The organism is Rhizobium sp. SG570, from assembly GCF_012275345.1.
Lineage (GTDB): Bacteria > Pseudomonadota > Alphaproteobacteria > Rhizobiales > Rhizobiaceae > Rhizobium > Rhizobium lusitanum.
Genome location: NZ_JAAZQI010000009.1, coordinates 135717 through 152185, shown reverse-complemented (window position 1 = coordinate 152185; position 16469 = coordinate 135717). Strand labels below are relative to the sequence as shown.

The window sequence follows — 16469 nt, the reverse complement described above, 5'->3', positions numbered from 1 at the left end:
CGGGTCGCTATGATAGGTCTTGCCGCACTGCAATCCAATCAGGAGATCCGATGAGCCAGTTTCGCGCCCGCCCGCCGGCTGTCCCGACCGTGCTTCTCGACGATGCCGTCGTGCGCATCACCCGCTGGGATTTCGAGCCGGGCGCCGATACCGGTCATCATGTGCATGGCCTCGGCTATGTCGTGGTGCCGATGACGGATTGCCAGTTTCTTCTGGAAGAGCCGGGCGGCAATCGGCGCGTCGATATGGCCAAGGGTGCCGCCTACCGGCGCGAGGCCGGCGTCGAGCATAATGTGGTCAATGCCGGCCCCGAGCCGATGTCCTTTATCGAAATCGAATATAAGCAATCATGAGCACGCCCGACTTCGACCTTGCTTTCGAGCCGGCCTATGGCCGCGCTGTTCCCGTTGCGCCCGGCATCGAGCGGATGACGGTCAACAATCCCAGCGCCTTCACCTTTCATGGCACCAACAGCTACATCGTCGGCGGCTCGTCCGTGGCGGTCATCGATCCCGGGCCGGAGAACGAGGAGCATTTTGCCGGTTTGATGACGGCACTGAAGGGGCGCGAGGTCACGCATATCTTCGTCAGCCACACCCATCGCGATCACTCGCCGCTCGCAAGGCGGCTGAAAGAGGCGACGGGGGCGCTCACGGTCGGCGAAGGGCCACATCGCGCCGCGCGGCCGCTCTATCAGGGCGAGGTCAATCCTTTCGCCGAAAGCTCCGATATGGAGTTCCGGCCGGATATCGTGCTTGCTGACGGCGAAAGCGTCTCGGGAGACGGCTGGCAGCTGACCGCGCTGCTGACGCCCGGCCATACGGCTAATCATGCCTGTTTTGCGCTTGATGGCAGCGGCATCCTCTTTTCGGCCGATCATGTCATGGCCTGGGCGACGTCGATCGTCGCCCCGCCTGACGGTTCGATGGCCGATTACATGGCCTCGCTCGAGCGGCTGCTTGTTCGAAAAGATCGCCTGTTTCTGCCCGGCCATGGTGGCCCGGTGAGGGAACCCGCTTCTTTCATGCGCGGCTTGAGAACCCATCGCCGCATGCGCGAACGCGCCGTACTGGAGCGCATCAAGGCCGGCGACCGGCTGATCCCCGACATGGTGAAAGCCATCTATCGCGATACGGACCCGCGTCTCCACGGCGCGGCGGCGCTTTCGGTGCTGGCGCATCTCGAAGATCTCGTGGAAAAAGGCCGGGTGGAAACCGACGGGCCGCCGGCGCTCACCGGAGCGTATAGACCCGCCTGAGCCGCGTCAGCCTCCGGCGATCCCGAGCAGCTCCGCATCCAGCGCCTTCAGAAAGCCGTCCGCCATATCGGCGCTGACGCCGAGATCATCCTGGCCGTAGCGGGAGGAAACGCGGATATCGACGAGCGTCGTCTCGGCCTCCTCGCGAAGACGGATCAGCACATCGCATGGGAGACCGAAAATGCGGGTGCGGGTCGCCCCCTGCAGAACAACGTCCGTATTCTGACGGATCAGATCGGCCACGCCATCCCGAAGGGGGCGCGGCTTCGGCACCGGAACGATATCGGGCACGTCACCGACTGTGCTGTCGTCCTGTGCCGGGCCGGTGTTCTGCGGGCGGGTGCGGTGCCTCGGCTTCGCATTGCCGTTCGGGTCGGCGACATCGGCGCCATCGGCCTTGACGATGGTGATATGACTGTCCCTCGCAACCTTTCGCACCGCCTCCAATACCCGATCGGTGGCCCCTTCGTAGCGGCGGCTGATCAGGGCCGGATAGGCTTCAGATTGTGAGTCGCGCTCCTGCTGCGTCACCAGATGGCGTGCCGGCAGCCAGATCTGCCTGGCATCCGGCGTCGCCAGCCACTCCGGCGGGTCGCTGAGATCGGTCGATATCTCGTAGATCGGGGGCCGGGTCCAATAGCGCTCGGCGCCGTAACCGACGATAGCCAAGGGCAAGGTGGCATAGATGAGTGCCTTGACGGCTGAGACGCCGCCGATGGCGGCGCTCTGCCAGAGCTGGGCAAGGCCGAGCATCGCAAGCACTACCGCCAGGGCGGCACAGCCGGCTGAGATCAACAGCAGCAGCACGAAATAAGGCGTTTCCAACGGCCCGAAACGCTGACCGATCAAGGTCACCCCGCAAAGCACCAGCGCAAAGGAGGCGATCAAACGCCCGGCGCGGGCGGCATGTGAAACGGGACGGTCGAAGCGAATGGTCATCAAGGGCTCATCGGCGCGTCGGATCGGAAGCCGGATGCACCGAATCCCAGAAAGCGATCTATGTTTAGAACAAGAAACAGTGAAAATAAATCGAATGTCATGGCGTCGACGAGCAATGTCCTGTCAGAGCTGAAGCCAGTAACGGCTAGAACAAAAATGTGAGTGCTTGCTTAAGTTCCAAAAAAAGGCCATTCTTCCAGTGTTTTATCGAGGCTGTGAAAGGACTTGATGAGATGGAACCGATGCTTTCCAAAGACATCGCTGCCAAGCCACTGCCGGGAGGGGCCATTGCCGCGGCCGATGCAGTCGAGCCGACCTTGCCGCTCGAACTTCTCGAGCTTGAACTTTCGCTCGAAGGTTTTTCCGGTGGCGAGGCCTCCTTCTGCGAGGCCGTGCGAAGCGCAGCTTCGGCCGTGAGCGGCGACTTTCTGTTCGATCTTCCCGCCGCGGGGCTGATTCCGGATTGCCGCAGGTTGGCTGTCATCAGGATTCCCGAAGGAGACGCGGCGATGCGCACCCTCTTTGCGGCTCTCGATGAAGACGGCGCGGAAATCCGCCTGCTGCAACCGGATGAGGAAACCGAGCATCTGCTGCGTTTCGCCGATGCCTTCGTCGATCTGCTGCGGCGGCTGCCGAAAAAGCCGAGAGAAGCTGCCTGAGCATTCCCGCCGGCAACCGATGATAGGCCTTTCGCGCGGCACCGCGCGGCGCTATAATTCGCGTCTGCATATTTGCGTTGAGGACATCAGGTCATGCGTATCGTCGCTCCCGTACTCTCCCTTCTCGCCATGACGTTCGTGCTCTCTTCCTGCCAGACGGCGGAGGAGATTCGCGCGGCGGACGAAGCCAGATGCGGCAGCTACGGTTTTCGGCGCGGCTCGGAAAATTTCGCCAACTGCCTGATGAATCAGGATCTTAGCCGACGCGCGGACCAGCGTGCCTTCATGGAAAGCAATGATGATTTCTTCTGGGGACCGACAATCGTGGTCGGCGGACCGGGATATTACCATAACCGCGGCTATTGGCGCCGCTGAGCGGCGCGGCGTTCCGCCATTAGAGCGTTTTCGCTTTTCTCCGAATCGCGAAAACGATCTATCTTCTTGTTTTTACGCATTCCGGACGGAAAACTGCTGCGCACTTTTCCTGGAAATGCTCCAGAGAATCAGGCTCGCCCCTTGATCGCCGCCTGTGCTGCCGCAAGCCGCGCAATCGGCACGCGGAAGGGTGAGCAGGACACATAGTCCAGCCCGATATCCTCGCAGAAATGGATGGAGGCGGGATCGCCGCCATGCTCGCCGCAGATGCCGAGCTTCATGTCGTTGCGTGTGCGGCGGCCGCGCTCGGCGGCGATGCGGATGAGCTCCCCTACGCCGTCGAAATCGAGCGATATGAACGGATCGTGCTCGATGATGCCCTTGCGCTGATAGGTCGGGATGAAGGCGGCGGCATCGTCGCGCGACATGCCGAAGGTGGTCTGAGTCAGGTCGTTCGTGCCGAAGGAGAAGAACTCGGCAGCCTCGGCGATGATATGGGCGCGCAGCGCCGCGCGCGGCAGCTCGATCATCGTGCCGACGAGATAATCGATCTTCATCATGGCTTCCGACATGACGGCGCGGGCCACCTCGTCGATCCGCGCCTTGACGTAGTCCAGCTCCGAGCGCAGGCCGACGAGCGGCACCATGATCTCGGGCACGACCGGGGCACCCGTCTCGCGCGCCGCCAGAACCGCCGCCTCGAAGATGGCTCGCGCCTGCATCTCGACGATCTCGGGATAGGAAATCGCCAGCCGGCAACCACGATGGCCGAGCATGGGGTTGAACTCGTGCAAGGCATCGACGCGCTGGCGCAAAATAGCCGGCTCCATGCCCATGCTTCCGGCAACCTCAGCAATTTCCTCGTCCGTCTTCGGCAGGAACTCGTGCAGCGGCGGATCGAGCAGGCGGATGGTTACAGGCAGGCCATGCATGATGGTGAACAGGCCAGTGAAATCGAGCCGCTGCATCGGCATCAGCTTGGCAAGGGCGGCGCGGCGCCCCGCCTCGTCTTCGGCAAGGATCATCTCGCGCATCACATGGATGCGGTCTCCCTCGAAAAACATGTGCTCGGTGCGGCAAAGACCAATGCCTTCGGCGCCGAATGAGCGCGCCGCACGGGCATCGGCCGGCGTGTCTGCATTGGTGCGCACTGTCATGCGCCGCGACCGGTCGGCCCAGGCCATGATGAGCCCGAAATCACCGGACAATTCCGGCTGGATCATCGGCACCTCGCCTTTCAGCACCTGGCCGGTGGATCCGTCGATGGTGATGATGTCGCCCTTCTTCAACGTGACGCCGATGCCGATCAGCTTTTCATTGCGCATATCGATGCGCATGGTGCCGGCGCCGACGACACACGGAATGCCCATGCCGCGGGCGACCACGGCGGCGTGGCTGGTCATGCCGCCGCGCGTGGTGAGGATCGCTTCGGCGGCATGCATGCCGTGAATGTCTTCCGGGCTTGTTTCGATCCGCACGAGAATAGCCTTTCGGCCTTCCTCTTCGGCGATGATCGCCTCCTCGGCCGTGAAGACGATCTCGCCGGTGGCCGCACCAGGAGAGGCGGGCAGACCGGACCCGATGACCTCACGACGGACGCGCGGGTCGATGGTCGGATGCAAAAGCTGATCGAGCGTCGTCGGATCGATGCGCGTGACGGCTTCGTCTTCCGTGATCAACCCCTCCCCGACCATATCGACGGCTATCTTCATCGCCGCCTTGGTGGTGCGCTTGCCCGCTCGGGTCTGCAGCATCCAGAGCTTGCCGCGTTCGATGGTGAACTCCAGATCCTGGACGTCGCGGTAATGCGTCTCCAGCTGCGCGCAGATGCGGCGGAATTCGGCGAACGCCTCCGGCATCACCTTTTCCATCGACGGCCGGTCGTAGCCGGAAGCGATGCGGGCGGCTTCGGTGATGCTCTGCGGCGTGCGGATGCCGGCAACAACATCCTCTCCCTGCGCGTTGACGAGGAATTCGCCGTAAAGCTCCTTTTCCCCGGTCGACGGATTGCGGGTGAAGGCCACCCCGGTCGCGGAGGCATTGCCGAGGTTGCCGAACACCATCGCCTGGATGTTGACGGCCGTGCCCCAGGCCTCGGGAATATTGTGCAAATGGCGATAGGTGACGGCGCGCGGGTTCATCCAGCTGGAAAAGACGGCGCTGACGGCGCCCCAGAGCTGGACCTCCGGATCCTGCGGGAAGGCCACACCGAGTTCCTCCTCGATGACGGTCTTGTAGATGGAGACCACGTGCTGCCATTCGACGGCGGAAAGATCAGTATCGAACTCGTGACCGAAACGGGCCTTCTCATCTTCCAAGATCTCTTCGAAGACCTCGTTGTCGAGTCCCATGACGACATCGGCATACATCTGGATGAAGCGTCGATAGCTGTCCCAGGCGAAACGCGCGTCGCCGGCATCGTGGCCAAGCGCCTGCACCGTGGCATCGTTGAGACCGAGATTGAGGACGGTATCCATCATGCCGGGCATGGAGGCGCGACCACCCGAGCGAACGGAGACCAATAGCGGCCGCTCGGTATCGCCGAACTTGCGCCCCGTGATGGTTTCCATCTGCTTCAGGCCCTGCATGACCTGTGGCTTCAGCTCATCGGAAATATTACGGCCGTTCTTGTAATAGAAAGAGCAGGCCTCGCTGATGATCGTCAGGCCAGGGGGAACCGGCAGGCCGAGGCTGCACATTTCGGCAAGATTGGCACCCTTGCCGCCGAGCCTCTCAAAGTCTCCGGCGCCTCCCTCGGCTTTGCCGCCGCCGAATGTATAGACCCACTTCGTCATTGTCCCCGTCCAACTCCTAGGGTTGAACTTAATTCATTGAGCGGCAAATGAAAATCGACAAATGCGGCAAAATGTTGCGCTGCACAATAAATATGACCCACAGGCTCCCGATTTCAATCGATTGATCGAAATCGGAGGCCTTCCGGCCATTCCAAAAGCGAGAGAGGGTGGGCAAGCGGTATTTCGTCGCTGCCGTCGGCCGGCGTTTAAGCCCCCGCCTCCCGCCGCGCCAGAATCTTGTCGATCCGCATCCCATCGAGATCGACGATTTCGAAATGCCAGCCGCCGAAGGTGAAGCTTTCGCCGACGTCGGGCAGGTGGCCGAACTGGTAAAGAGCAAAGCCCGCGAGCGTATGGAATGTCACGTCTTCCTCGCCCTCGCGCAGACCGAGCCTCGCAAAGGCGTCATAGACCGGCATCATGCCCTCCATCAGCAATGAGCCGTCGGCGCGCTCGACAACATCGGGCGTCTCGTTATCCATATCGGGCAGATCGCCGGCGATCGCTTCCAGGAGGTCGGTCTGCGTGACGATGCCCTCCAGGCTGCCATATTCGTCGATGACCATGGCGAGGCGCACGGGTGCGCGCTTGAAGCTTTCGAGCACCTTGAACACCGCCGTCGCCTCGTGCACGACCAGCGGCTGGCGGATGACGGCCATCGGGTTCAGCAGCTCGCCGTTCAGCAGTTGATCGAGAAGATCCTTCTTCAGGATCATGCCGATAGGCTCGTCGATCGATCCGCGGGCGACCAGAAGCTGCTCGAAACGGCTTTCTCGGATGGTTTTCTGCATTTCCTCCGGCGTATCGTCGGCATCGATCCAATCAACCTCCAGCCGCGGCGTCATGATGTTGGAGACATCGCGATTGCCGATGTTGAAGATGCGTTCGACCAGATCCTGTTGGGCTGGCTCCAACAAGCCGGCTTCCTGACTTTCGGCGATCAAAAGCTTGATCTCGGCGGGCGAATGCAGCGAGCCCTCGCCAGTCCCAGGCCGCAGCCCGAAGAGACGCAGGACCAGATTGCCAAGGCCGTTAAGGACGGTGATCGCGGGACGCAGCAGGAAGAGGAAAAGACCGAGCGGCCGCACCACGCCGAGGGCCGTATCCTCGCTGCGCTGCAACGCCAGGCTCTTCGGAGCGAGTTCGCCGAGCACGATGTGGAGCGCGGTGATGATGACGAAGGAAATGACGACGGCGATCGCATGCGAGCTGGCCGCGGCCCATGCTCCGGGAAGGAAATCGAGAAGCGGCTCCAGAAGATGGGCGAGCGCCGGCTCACCGACCCAACCGAGGGCGAGCGAGGAAATCGTGATGCCGAGCTGCGTGGCCGCCAGATTGGCGTCGAGATTGTCGACCGCCTTCTGCAGCGACTTGGCGTTCATCCGCCCTTCGGCAACCAGCTCCGTCACGCGACTGCGACGAACGGAAACGAGAGAGAACTCCGCCGCGACGAAAAAACCGTTGGCGGCAACGAGCAGCAGCACGGCGAGTATTCCGAAGAAATCGAAAATACCGCCACCAGATCCAGACATGCTTCCCTTCCGGGCGGATTAGCGCCACATATTGTTGATCGAAAACAAAGCTATCACGCTTTACGGCTGCACGGCAGCCGACACCGCAATTTCTTGTCGATATCAGACCAGTTTTCTTGCCCGTGGAAAGGCGCTCAGGCGATTTCGCGCAGCCGCTCGGCGGTCTGCAGGTCGACGGAGACGAGCTGTGACACGCCCTGCTCGGCCATGGTCACGCCAAAGAGGCGATCCATGCGGGCCATGGTGATGGGATTGTGGGTGATCACCACGAAACGCGTCTCGGTCGATGCGGCCATCTCGTCCATCAGATTGCAGTAGCGCTCGACATTGTGGTCGTCGAGCGGCGCATCCACTTCGTCCAACACGCAGATCGGCGCGGGATTGGTGAGGAACACGGCGAAAATCAGCGCCATGGCCGTCAACGCCTGCTCGCCGCCGGACAGCAGCGTCATGGTCTGCGGCTTCTTGCCCGGCGGGCGGGCGAGAATTTCCAGGCCCGCTTCCAGCGGATCGTCGGATTCGATGAGCTGAAGCTCGGCCGTGCCGCCGCCGAAGAGATGCGTGAACAGCCGCTGAAACTGCGCGTTGACGACGTCGAAGGCGACGATCAGACGCTCGCGGCCCTCGCGGTTGAGGCTCTGGATCGCTCCGCGCAGCTTCCTGATGGCGTCGATGACGTCGTCGCGCTCCTTGATCAGCGCCTGCAGCCGCTCGCTCAGTTCCCGGCTCTCCTCCTCGGCGCGCAGGTTGACGGCGCCCAGGCGCTCACGCTCGATCTTCAGCCGTTCCAGCTCGCGCTCGACTTCGCGCAAATCCGGCGTGCTCTGCATCGCCGACAGGCCGGTGAGCCGGAGCGCTTCATGCGGCTCGACGTTCAGGGCCTGGCGAATGCGCAGCTCGCTCTCCTGCCGGCGCTCGCGGGCGGACGCCAGCCGCTCCTCGACACGGCCGCGCTTTTCGCGGCTTTCCGCCAGTTCGGACAGTGCTGTAGCCGCGTGCCGATCGGCCTCGCGCTGAACGGTCTCCGCTTCGGCCAGGCGGTCGGCGGCCACGCGGCGCGCCTCCTCGGCCTTCTGCAATTCGTTCATCAGCGCGCGGCGCTTGTCATCGAATTCATCCGGCGCGAGATCGAGCTCGGCGGCCTCGTCACGCGCTTCCTCTTCGCGGTCGCGCAGCGTCTGGATATGCTCCTCGGCGCTGGCGGCGCGCTGGCGCCAGGTATCCCGCTCCTGCTGGATCGCCAGGATGCGCCGTTGCCGCGCCTCGTTTTCCCGGTTCAGGCCCTCATGGCGGGCGCGGGCCTCGGCCAAGATGCCGCGATCGGTCGCGACTTCAGCCTGCTGGGCATTCAACTTCAGATCGATGGCTGCGAGATCGGGCGCATCTTCCAGCTCGATGCGGGCATTTTCGTCCTGCATCGCCACGTCTTCGAGCTGCTCCCGCAGCCGGCTGACCGCCTCGACGATCACATCCCGGCGGCGGATGAGATCGCCGGACGCGCGCTCGGCCGCAGCCAAGGCTTCACGGGCTTCAGCGAGATGACGGGCGGCAAGCCGGCTGGCGTCGCGGGCGGTGCCCAGACGCCCCTCTTCCGCCCGGATCGCCTCCGCGGCGGCCGACAGATGCTCTTCAGCCTCGATCAGCACGTCGCGTGCAAGCTCGGCCTCGGCTTCCAGTTCGGAAAGGCGGTTCTTCTGCGCCAGCCGCAGGGCCGCGGCACTCGGCGCATCGGCTCCGGTCACATGGCCATCCCAGCGGAACACCGCCCCATCCTTGGTGACCAGCCGCTGCCCTGGCTTCAACGCCGGCATCAGCCGCTCAGCGTCGCCCGCCGCGACGATGCCGATCTGACGCAGGCTCCGCGTCAATGCTGCCGGCGCACCGACATGTGAAATCAACGGCACGGCTCCGTCAGGCAGGGCCGGATCGGTCGCGCCGCTGCCGTTGTCGGACCAATAAATCGGCGCCTGGGGATCAAGAGGCGATTCCAAATCATCACCGAGCGCCGCCCCGAGCGCAATCTCGAAGCCGCGATCGACGCGCAGATCCTCCGCAACCGGCGAAAAGGCGCCGGACGTGTCGCCCGCCGCCAGCATCTTGGAAATGGTGCGCGCTTCCGTTTCAAGCGCGTTCAGCGCCGCCCGCGCCTGCTCGACCGGTCCACGCGACAGGGCTTCGGTTTCGCGCGCTTTGGAAAGAGCCGTTTCCACGAGTTGGATTGCCGCTTCCGCTTCCGCGACGACGTCTTCGGCCGCCTCGACCATGCTGCGTTTTTCGTCGGGGTCGGGCAGATCGGCCATCTTCTCGTCGATGGCGGCAAGCTCGCGGTTCGCCTCGTCGGCCTGGCGTTCGAGCCGCATCTTGCGGTCGGCTAGATCACGGATGGCGCGTTCAAGCTGGTTGCGGGCGGCTGCGGCCTCGGCACGCTCGGCCGTCAGCGCGGCGAAGATCCGTTCGCTATCGGCGAGCTTTGCGGCAGCCTCCTCGAACGCCTCGCGTGTCTCCTCTGCAAGACGGCCGGAATCGGCAAGGGTCTCGGCAAGATCGGCTTCTTCCGCGTCCAGCCTGGCAAGGATCGTGGCGTTGTCGGCGACAAGGCGCTCCTCGCGGCTGATATCCTCGGCCAGTTGCGCCAGCCGGCGGGTCAGCTCGTCGCGGCGACGCAGGATGCGATTAGCATCCTCTTCCAGCTGGTTGCGGGCGAATTGCAGCCGTTGCAGCGCAGCGGCGGCCTTTGCCTCGTCTTCGCGCAGTTCGGGTAGCTTGAAGCTGGCGATGCCCTGGGCCTTCGCCGCCTCCATCTGGATCTGTGCCTTTTCGGCAACCAACACCGTCGCTTGATTGAGGGCACTGTCGGACTCGGCTTCGGCCTCCTTCGCCTGCACCCAGCGGATATGCAGCAGCATGGCTTCGCGGGCGCGGATATCGGCTGATAGCATCTTGAAGCGGCTGGCCTGACGCGCCTGACGCTTCAGGCTCTCAATCTGGCTTTCGAGCTGCGAGGTCACATCGTCCAGGCGCTCGAGATTGCCCTCGGCCGCACGCAAGCGCAGCTCGGCCTCATGACGGCGCGAATGCAGGCCGGAAATGCCAGCGGCCTCTTCCAACAGCTGCCGCCGTGCCTGGGGCTTGGCCTGGATCAGCTCGCCGATGCGCCCCTGCCCGACCATGGATGGCGAACGCGCCCCGGTCGAGGCGTCAGCGAAGAGAAGCTGCACATCCTTGGCGCGGGCCTCCTTGCCGTTGATGCGGTAGACCGAGCCCTGCTCGCGCTCGATGCGGCGCGTCACCTGGATCTCGTCGCTATCATTGAAGGCGGCCGGCGCCGTGCGGTCGCTATTGTCGAGATAAAGGCCGACTTCGGCGGTGTTGCGCGCCGGGCGGTTGCCGGATCCGGAGAAGATGACGTCATCCATGCCGGACGCGCGCATGTTCTTGTAGGAATTCTCGCCCATCACCCAGCGCAGCGCTTCGACCAGATTGGACTTGCCGCAGCCGTTCGGCCCGACGACGCCAGTCAAGCCGCGCTCGATGACGAATTCCCCCGGCTCTACGAAGGATTTGAAACCGACCAGTCTAAGCCTGTTGAATTTCATAGGCTGATCTCCACCCTCCCCTTGAGGGGGTGGGTCGGATCGAAGGTTCGAGGTGGGGCGATCCTGCGTTCACCCAGGAAATCACCCCCACCGACGCGTTCCGCGCGACCTCCCCGCTCGAGGGGGAGATAATAGAAAGCAGGCGTGCGGCCTCGGCCGCCCGCCTGTGCATCAAAAAGGCGCGGATCAGAGAAGGCCGTCGATGAGCTTCGACATGGCACCAACAGACATGTCCCCTGCGTAGCGCTTGCCATTGATCAGGAAGGTCGGTGTCGCATTGACGCCGAAGTCCTTGGCCGCGCGTTCCCTTACTGAATTGACATCATCCAGAAGCTTCTGGTTCGTCAAGCACTTCGTAAAGCTATCCTCAGTAAAACCGGCGAGTTTCGACATTTGCAGCAGTGCGGAGCGGCCATCGACATCCGGAGACGCCCAGGCGATCTGCTGCTTGAACAGCATTTCGACCATCGGCATGTACTGTTCCTGCGGGGCGCAGCGGGCCAGCATGAAGGCTGCGGCGGCGCGCGGATCGAACGGGAATTCGCGGATGATGAAGCGAACCTTGCCGGTGTCGATATACTTCTGCTTGATCGCGTCAAAGGTCGTGACGGCGAAATGCGCGCAGTGCGGGCAGGTCAGCGACATATATTCGACGATCTTGACCGGAGCATCTTCCTTGCCGAGTGCGATTTCCGGCAGCGCGCCGGGCTTCAGCACTTCGCTCATGTTGACATCGCCATCCGCCGGGGGAACCGCGTCGTCGCCGGAGCTGGTCGTCTCCTGTCCGCCCGCGGCCGTCGAGGCATTTGCGGCGGATGCCGTGTCGGCAAAGGCCGAGAACGCCACGGAAAGCGCTGCAACGGCAGAACCGCCCAGTAGGTGGCGTTTGGTCAAGAACATGTCGGACATCGGCATAGAGTCACCCGTCGTTAAAAGAGGTCTTCGAATGTTTCATGCGATATAACGGCTGGTTGCCGCTAACAAGGCACGGTTGGGCAACTTTCTTCAAAGAATTGTGACCTGGCAAAGACAAACAACTTAAATTTCTTCCACAATTCAGGAAATATGCGGTTCGCCCGGTCTGTTACCGCCGCTTCCAGACCATCGCGGTGCCCAACCTCTGAATAGCCGCCCGCAACTTCTCGTCCTCGATGCCATCCATCATGCCTTCGAGCTTGCGAGCAGCCTCGCCCTTCAGCGGCGGCGGCGTGCGGGAGCGCTTCGACGCGGTCGAGACCGGCTTTTGCACGATGCGGATCTGGCTGATGGCGTGGAAGCCGAAGAAACCGTTGATGCGCTGGATGAGCTCGCCCTGCGCATGAGTGAGAAAAAGCGCGCGGGCGCCTTCGCAGGCGATGGTGAGTACGCCGGGCTGGTAGCGGCCGTCATCGCCCGAACCTCCATGCCTTGCCCAGGCGATCTTTTCCGGCCGCGTGCATTCCGCGAAATCCTCGCCGGCGATTTCATCCCAGGAACCGAGCAGCGCCGTATTGATCCCGGCGCGCTTCGCCAGCACGGGATCGACGATGCCGTTGGTCAGCTCGGAAATCTGCTTCTCGCCTTTTCGGGGATAACTCATCTCAATCAGGTTCCGGCACACGCTTTGTACGTTCTGGACCTTGATCGCCCGACGCAGCTTAGCCAAGTATAGAGCACTTCCCCTCGACGCGGCAAATCATGACCAAGACTTCGCAATCCCCTTCGGCCGCATCCCTGCTTGCCTGGTACGACCGCCATCATCGAGACCTGCCCTGGCGCGTCTCGCCGCCGATGGCCGCGCGCGGCGTCAAGCCAGACCCCTATCATATCTGGTTGTCGGAGGTGATGCTGCAGCAGACCACGGTGCCTGCGGTCAAAGCCTATTTCGCCAAGTTCCTCGAGCGCTGGCCGACAGTCGGCGATCTGGCTGCGGCTCCCACCGACGATGTGATGGCCGCCTGGGCCGGCCTTGGCTATTACGCGCGTGCCCGAAACCTGAAGAAATGCGCTGAAGCCGTGGCGGCGGACCATGGCGGGCACTTCCCCGATACCGAGGACGGTCTGCGGGCCCTGCCGGGGATCGGCGACTATACGGCGGCGGCCGTCGCGGCCATTGCCTTCAACCGCCAGGCGGCCGTCATGGACGGCAACGTCGAGCGCGTCATTTCCAGGCTCTATGCTATCTCGACGCCGTTGCCTGCAGGCAAGCCCCTAATGAAGCAGAAAGTGGCATTGCTAACGCCTGCCGACCGCCCCGGCGATTTCGCGCAGGCGATGATGGATCTGGGTGCTACGATCTGCACGCCGAAACGACCGGTCTGTTCGCTGTGTCCTTTCAACAATGCATGCGTGGCGCTGGCGTTGCATGATCCTGAGCATTTTCCAGTGAAGGCGGCAAAGAAAGATAAGCCCGTGCGGCAGGGAGCAGCCTTCGTGGCGGTCAATGGCGAGGGCGAAATCTATCTGCGCCGGCGCATCGCCAGCGGGCTGCTCGGCGGCATGACCGAGGTTCCGACCACCGGCTGGACGGCACGGATCGATGGCGAGACCGGCACGGACGCCGCCCCCTTCCCGGCCGATTGGCAGGCAGCGGGGACCGTGACGCACGTCTTCACCCATTTCGAACTGCGGCTGTCGATCTATCGCGCTCAGGTGGCATCGGGCAGCAACCGCAATGACGGATGGTGGGAACCGGTTACAAATCTTGAAGCGCAGGCCTTACCAACCGTCATGAAAAAAGCGATCACCCAGGCTATTCCTCGCGCATTCATTAAAGCCAGTGCCTAAACATCAGGAACTCATTCATGACCACGGAAATACGGCATATCGTTTTCGATATCGGCAAGGTTCTTCTTCATTACGACCCCACCCTTCCCTACAGCCGCGTCATCCCGGACGATGCCGAGCGCGAATGGTTCCTGACGAACGTCTGCACCCATGAATGGAACATCGAGCAGGATCGCGGCCGTACGTGGGAAGAAGCGGAAGAGCTGTTGATCGCCGAACATCCGGAGCGGGCGGAACAGATCCGCGCATTCCGCAAGCACTGGAACGAAATGGTGCCCCACGCCTATGACGACAGCGTCGCGATCTTTGAAGGATTGATCGCTGAGGGACGTGATGTCACCATGCTGACCAACTTCGCCTCCGACACGTTTCGCGAGGCGCAGGTGCGCTTTCCGTTCCTCAACAAACCGCGCGGCGTCACGGTCTCCGGCGATATCGGGCTGATCAAACCGGATGTCGCAATCTACGATGCGCATGCCAGGAGCTTCGGCCTCGACCCCGCGTCAACGATTTTCATCGACGATTCGCTCGCCAATGTCGAAGGCGCCAAGGCTGCCGGCTGGCACGCGGTCCATTTCACCGGCGCCGAGAAGCTGCGCAGCGATCTCGCCGCCCATGGCATAAAGGTTTGAACCGATGATCTTCGATCCCGCAGAACGCATCGACCTGTTCCACGACGCCATCAATCGTCTTGACTACGAGGCGATCGAGAATTTCTTCGCTGACAATGCCACCTATGTCTCCAACGGTGTCGGCAGCCTCTCCGGCCGCGCCGAAATCATGGAGGCCTTCCGTGGTTATTTCGATACCTATCCCGACCAGACGGCGTCCAATTCGCTGGTGGAAACGCTGACGCCGCTTTCGGGCCGCGCTGTCTGGTCCGTTCGCGCCACCAACAGCAAGACAGGCAAGCCGCTGATCCGCGAGGGCGAGGAAACGATCACCTTCGACGAAGACGGTCGCGTCGTGCGCGTCGACGTCACGGACTATCAGGACTTCTGAGACCGGAAGCTAAAGAGACGCCCAGGGCCTTACCGGACGTATCGTGCGGTAAGGCCCTGGGCGTTTCGCCTTCTTCCCTAACTGGAGGTACATGACGGAAGAAGGCGGTATTCGGATCCGGCCTCAGGCGACGTCCCGGAAACCGTGGGGCGGTTTACAACCGGACCTGCCCGCGCTTGCGACTGAGGCTACTCCACCTTTGCCATATCGCTGCGGATGATGGCCCGGAGCTCGTCGATCGGGCGCAGGGACCGCCCGTCGTCGACATGCCAGAACATCCATCCGTTGCATGCATCAAGGCCCTGGACCTTCGCGCCAAGGCGATGAATGGAACCGGCCTCACCGCCGGAAGCAACCGTGCCGTCGGCGCGCACGATGGCGCTATAGCGACGCTTCGCATCCGTCAGCACCTGACCGGGCTTGATAAGGCCGCTCTCGATGAGCACATTGAAGGCGACGCGAACTTCGGCCTTCTTGCCGGTCATGACGGTCAGTTCCGCCTTGCCGAGCGGCTCGACGGCGGCGATGCGAGCACTGGCAGCGTCGATATAATCCTGCTCGCGCTCGATGCCGACGAAGTGGCGCCCGAGGCGCTTGGCGACGGCGCCGGTCGTGCCCGAGCCGAAGAAGGGATCGAGAATGATGTCGCCGGGCTTGGAGGAAGCCATGATGACGCGGGCGAGCAGCGCTTCCGGCTTCTGTGTCGGATGCGCCTTCTTGCCGTCTTCGCCCTTCAGCCGCTCGTTGCCGCTGCAGATCGGGAACAGCCAGTCCGAGCGCATCTGCACGTCGTCGTTGGCGGCCTTCATGGCGTCGTAGTTGAAGGTATAGCCCTTGGCCTTGGCGTTCGGGCTCGCCCAGATCATGGTCTCATGCGCGTTCTGGAAACGGCGGCCCTTGAAATTCGGCATCGGATTGGTCTTGCGCCAGACGATGTCGTTGAGGATCCAGAAATTCAGGTCCTGCATCGTCGCGCCGACACGGAAGATGTTGTGATAGGAGCCGATGACCCAGATCGTGCCTGCCGGCTTCAGCACGCGGCGGCAGGCAAGCAGCCAGGCGCGGGTGAAGGCATCATAGGCTTCGAAGGAGGCAAACTGGTCCCATTCGTCATCGACTGCGTCGACAAGCGATTGGTCGGGACGATGCAGCGTGCCGCCCAGCTGGAGATTATAGGGCGGGTCGGCAAAAATGACGTCGACGGAATGATTGGGTAGTGCTTCAAGAGCCGCTACGCAATCGCCCTTGATGATCGTGTCGATCCAGGACCCCGGAACTGCTGAGGTCCTGAGGTCGGCAAGCGGGAAAACTGACGCCATGTGATACTCTCTGTTACACTTACTCGATGCTCTTAACTGGGTGTTATGGTTACCTAACTTGGTTACCAAAGGCTGAAGCGGAGAGCATTTTCTCGAAATTCCGGTGGGACGGGTTAAATGGCGCCGACAACGCCAATGGCACAGATGACCATCGGGACGGTCCCTGGCAGTCGCAGCCAAAGATCAATCTGTTGGACAATTTTGGCAGCTCCGTCGACTTCGATCGAA

At 62.5% G+C, this 16469-nt stretch carries 14 protein-coding genes; 7 read left to right on the top strand and 7 right to left on the bottom strand.

The window, feature by feature from the left end; translation table 11 throughout:
- Positions 1-50 precede the first annotated feature (50 nt).
- Together FHT28_RS19235 and FHT28_RS19230 are read left to right on the top strand one after the other, a co-directional pair.
- Positions 51-353 (top strand): cupin domain-containing protein, encoded by a 303-nt coding sequence (locus FHT28_RS19235; protein ID WP_092572912.1) that lies wholly within the window; start codon positions 51-53, stop codon positions 351-353.
- Complete coding sequence (locus FHT28_RS19230; RefSeq protein ID WP_092572913.1) at positions 350-1258, top strand: MBL fold metallo-hydrolase; 909 nt, start codon at positions 350-352, stop codon at positions 1256-1258. Before FHT28_RS19235 ends, FHT28_RS19230 begins: the two co-directional genes overlap by 4 nt.
- Before the next feature lie 6 nt (positions 1259-1264).
- On the opposite strand, the gene FHT28_RS19225 is transcribed toward FHT28_RS19230, so the two are convergent.
- Positions 1265-2197, bottom strand: coding sequence for a DUF1499 domain-containing protein (locus FHT28_RS19225; RefSeq protein WP_092572914.1), 933 nt, complete (start codon positions 2195-2197; stop codon positions 1265-1267).
- 242 nt (positions 2198-2439) lie between these two features.
- On the opposite strand from FHT28_RS19225, the gene FHT28_RS19220 reads away from it, so the two are divergent.
- Positions 2440-2856, top strand: a complete 417-nt coding sequence (locus FHT28_RS19220) for a hypothetical protein (RefSeq protein WP_092573021.1) — start codon at positions 2440-2442, stop codon at positions 2854-2856.
- 93 nt (positions 2857-2949) lie between these two features.
- Positions 2950-3231: a hypothetical protein gene (locus FHT28_RS19215; RefSeq protein WP_037193513.1), complete on the top strand. Its 282-nt coding sequence runs from the start codon at positions 2950-2952 to the stop codon at positions 3229-3231.
- Between the two features lie 128 nt (positions 3232-3359).
- Here the strand turns inward: FHT28_RS19215 and ppdK are convergent, their stop codons facing one another.
- The 5 genes from ppdK to FHT28_RS19190 all read right to left on the bottom strand — a co-directional run bounded on the left by ppdK (position 3360) and on the right by FHT28_RS19190 (position 12733).
- A complete protein-coding gene (gene ppdK / locus FHT28_RS19210) occupies positions 3360-6026 on the bottom strand; it encodes a pyruvate, phosphate dikinase (protein WP_047638867.1) in 2667 nt (888 codons plus the stop codon).
- 206 nt (positions 6027-6232) lie between these two features.
- Positions 6233-7558, bottom strand: a complete 1326-nt coding sequence (locus FHT28_RS19205; protein ID WP_168597056.1) for a hemolysin family protein — start codon at positions 7556-7558, stop codon at positions 6233-6235.
- Between the two features lie 134 nt (positions 7559-7692).
- Positions 7693-11154 (bottom strand): chromosome segregation SMC family protein, encoded by a 3462-nt coding sequence (locus FHT28_RS19200; protein ID WP_113119256.1) that lies wholly within the window; start codon positions 11152-11154, stop codon positions 7693-7695.
- A 186-nt stretch (positions 11155-11340) separates the two neighbouring features.
- Positions 11341-12069 carry a DsbA family protein gene (locus FHT28_RS19195; RefSeq protein ID WP_037193498.1) on the bottom strand — a complete coding sequence of 243 codons (729 nt, stop codon included), beginning with the start codon at positions 12067-12069 and terminating at the stop codon, positions 11341-11343.
- A 169-nt stretch (positions 12070-12238) separates the two neighbouring features.
- Positions 12239-12733, bottom strand: coding sequence for a DUF721 domain-containing protein (locus tag FHT28_RS19190; protein ID WP_047560593.1), 495 nt, complete (start codon positions 12731-12733; stop codon positions 12239-12241).
- Between the two features lie 98 nt (positions 12734-12831).
- Here FHT28_RS19190 and mutY point away from each other — a divergent pair, with 98 nt between their 5' ends.
- Genes mutY through FHT28_RS19175 form a run of 3 tightly spaced genes read left to right on the top strand, consistent with a single transcriptional unit; the run spans position 12832 to position 14922 of the window.
- Entirely contained in the window at positions 12832-13920 is a 1089-nt protein-coding gene (mutY, locus tag FHT28_RS19185) for an A/G-specific adenine glycosylase (protein ID WP_168597055.1), read from the top strand.
- Positions 13921-13937: 17 nt separating this feature from the next.
- Positions 13938-14552 (top strand): HAD family phosphatase, encoded by a 615-nt coding sequence (locus FHT28_RS19180; protein WP_168597054.1) that lies wholly within the window; start codon positions 13938-13940, stop codon positions 14550-14552.
- A gap of 4 nt (positions 14553-14556) precedes the next feature.
- Positions 14557-14922: a nuclear transport factor 2 family protein gene (locus FHT28_RS19175; protein WP_047560602.1), complete on the top strand. Its 366-nt coding sequence runs from the start codon at positions 14557-14559 to the stop codon at positions 14920-14922.
- Between the two features lie 188 nt (positions 14923-15110).
- Here the strand turns inward: FHT28_RS19175 and FHT28_RS19170 are convergent, their stop codons facing one another.
- A complete protein-coding gene (locus FHT28_RS19170) occupies positions 15111-16241 on the bottom strand; it encodes a site-specific DNA-methyltransferase (RefSeq protein ID WP_037193489.1) in 1131 nt (376 codons plus the stop codon).
- Between the last annotated feature and the right edge of the window lie 228 nt (positions 16242-16469).

Bases quoted from the DNA above. Each gene is read 5' to 3' on its own strand.
- FHT28_RS19235 (WP_092572912.1), top strand. From the start codon at position 51: ATGAGCCAGTTTCGCGCCCGCCCGCCGGCTGTCCCGACCGTGCTTCTC.
- FHT28_RS19230 (WP_092572913.1), top strand. From the start codon at position 350: ATGAGCACGCCCGACTTCGACCTTGCTTTCGAGCCGGCCTATGGCCGC.
- FHT28_RS19225 (WP_092572914.1), bottom strand. From the start codon at position 2,197: ATGACCATTCGCTTCGACCGTCCCGTTTCACATGCCGCCCGCGCCGGG.
- FHT28_RS19220 (WP_092573021.1), top strand. From the start codon at position 2,440: ATGCTTTCCAAAGACATCGCTGCCAAGCCACTGCCGGGAGGGGCCATT.
- FHT28_RS19215 (WP_037193513.1), top strand. From the start codon at position 2,950: ATGCGTATCGTCGCTCCCGTACTCTCCCTTCTCGCCATGACGTTCGTG.
- ppdK (WP_047638867.1), bottom strand. From the start codon at position 6,026: ATGACGAAGTGGGTCTATACATTCGGCGGCGGCAAAGCCGAGGGAGGC.
- FHT28_RS19205 (WP_168597056.1), bottom strand. From the start codon at position 7,558: ATGTCTGGATCTGGTGGCGGTATTTTCGATTTCTTCGGAATACTCGCC.
- FHT28_RS19200 (WP_113119256.1), bottom strand. From the start codon at position 11,154: ATGAAATTCAACAGGCTTAGACTGGTCGGTTTCAAATCCTTCGTAGAG.
- FHT28_RS19195 (WP_037193498.1), bottom strand. From the start codon at position 12,069: ATGCCGATGTCCGACATGTTCTTGACCAAACGCCACCTACTGGGCGGT.
- FHT28_RS19190 (WP_047560593.1), bottom strand. From the start codon at position 12,733: ATGAGTTATCCCCGAAAAGGCGAGAAGCAGATTTCCGAGCTGACCAAC.
- mutY (WP_168597055.1), top strand. From the start codon at position 12,832: ATGACCAAGACTTCGCAATCCCCTTCGGCCGCATCCCTGCTTGCCTGG.
- FHT28_RS19180 (WP_168597054.1), top strand. From the start codon at position 13,938: ATGACCACGGAAATACGGCATATCGTTTTCGATATCGGCAAGGTTCTT.
- FHT28_RS19175 (WP_047560602.1), top strand. From the start codon at position 14,557: ATGATCTTCGATCCCGCAGAACGCATCGACCTGTTCCACGACGCCATC.
- FHT28_RS19170 (WP_037193489.1), bottom strand. From the start codon at position 16,241: ATGGCGTCAGTTTTCCCGCTTGCCGACCTCAGGACCTCAGCAGTTCCG.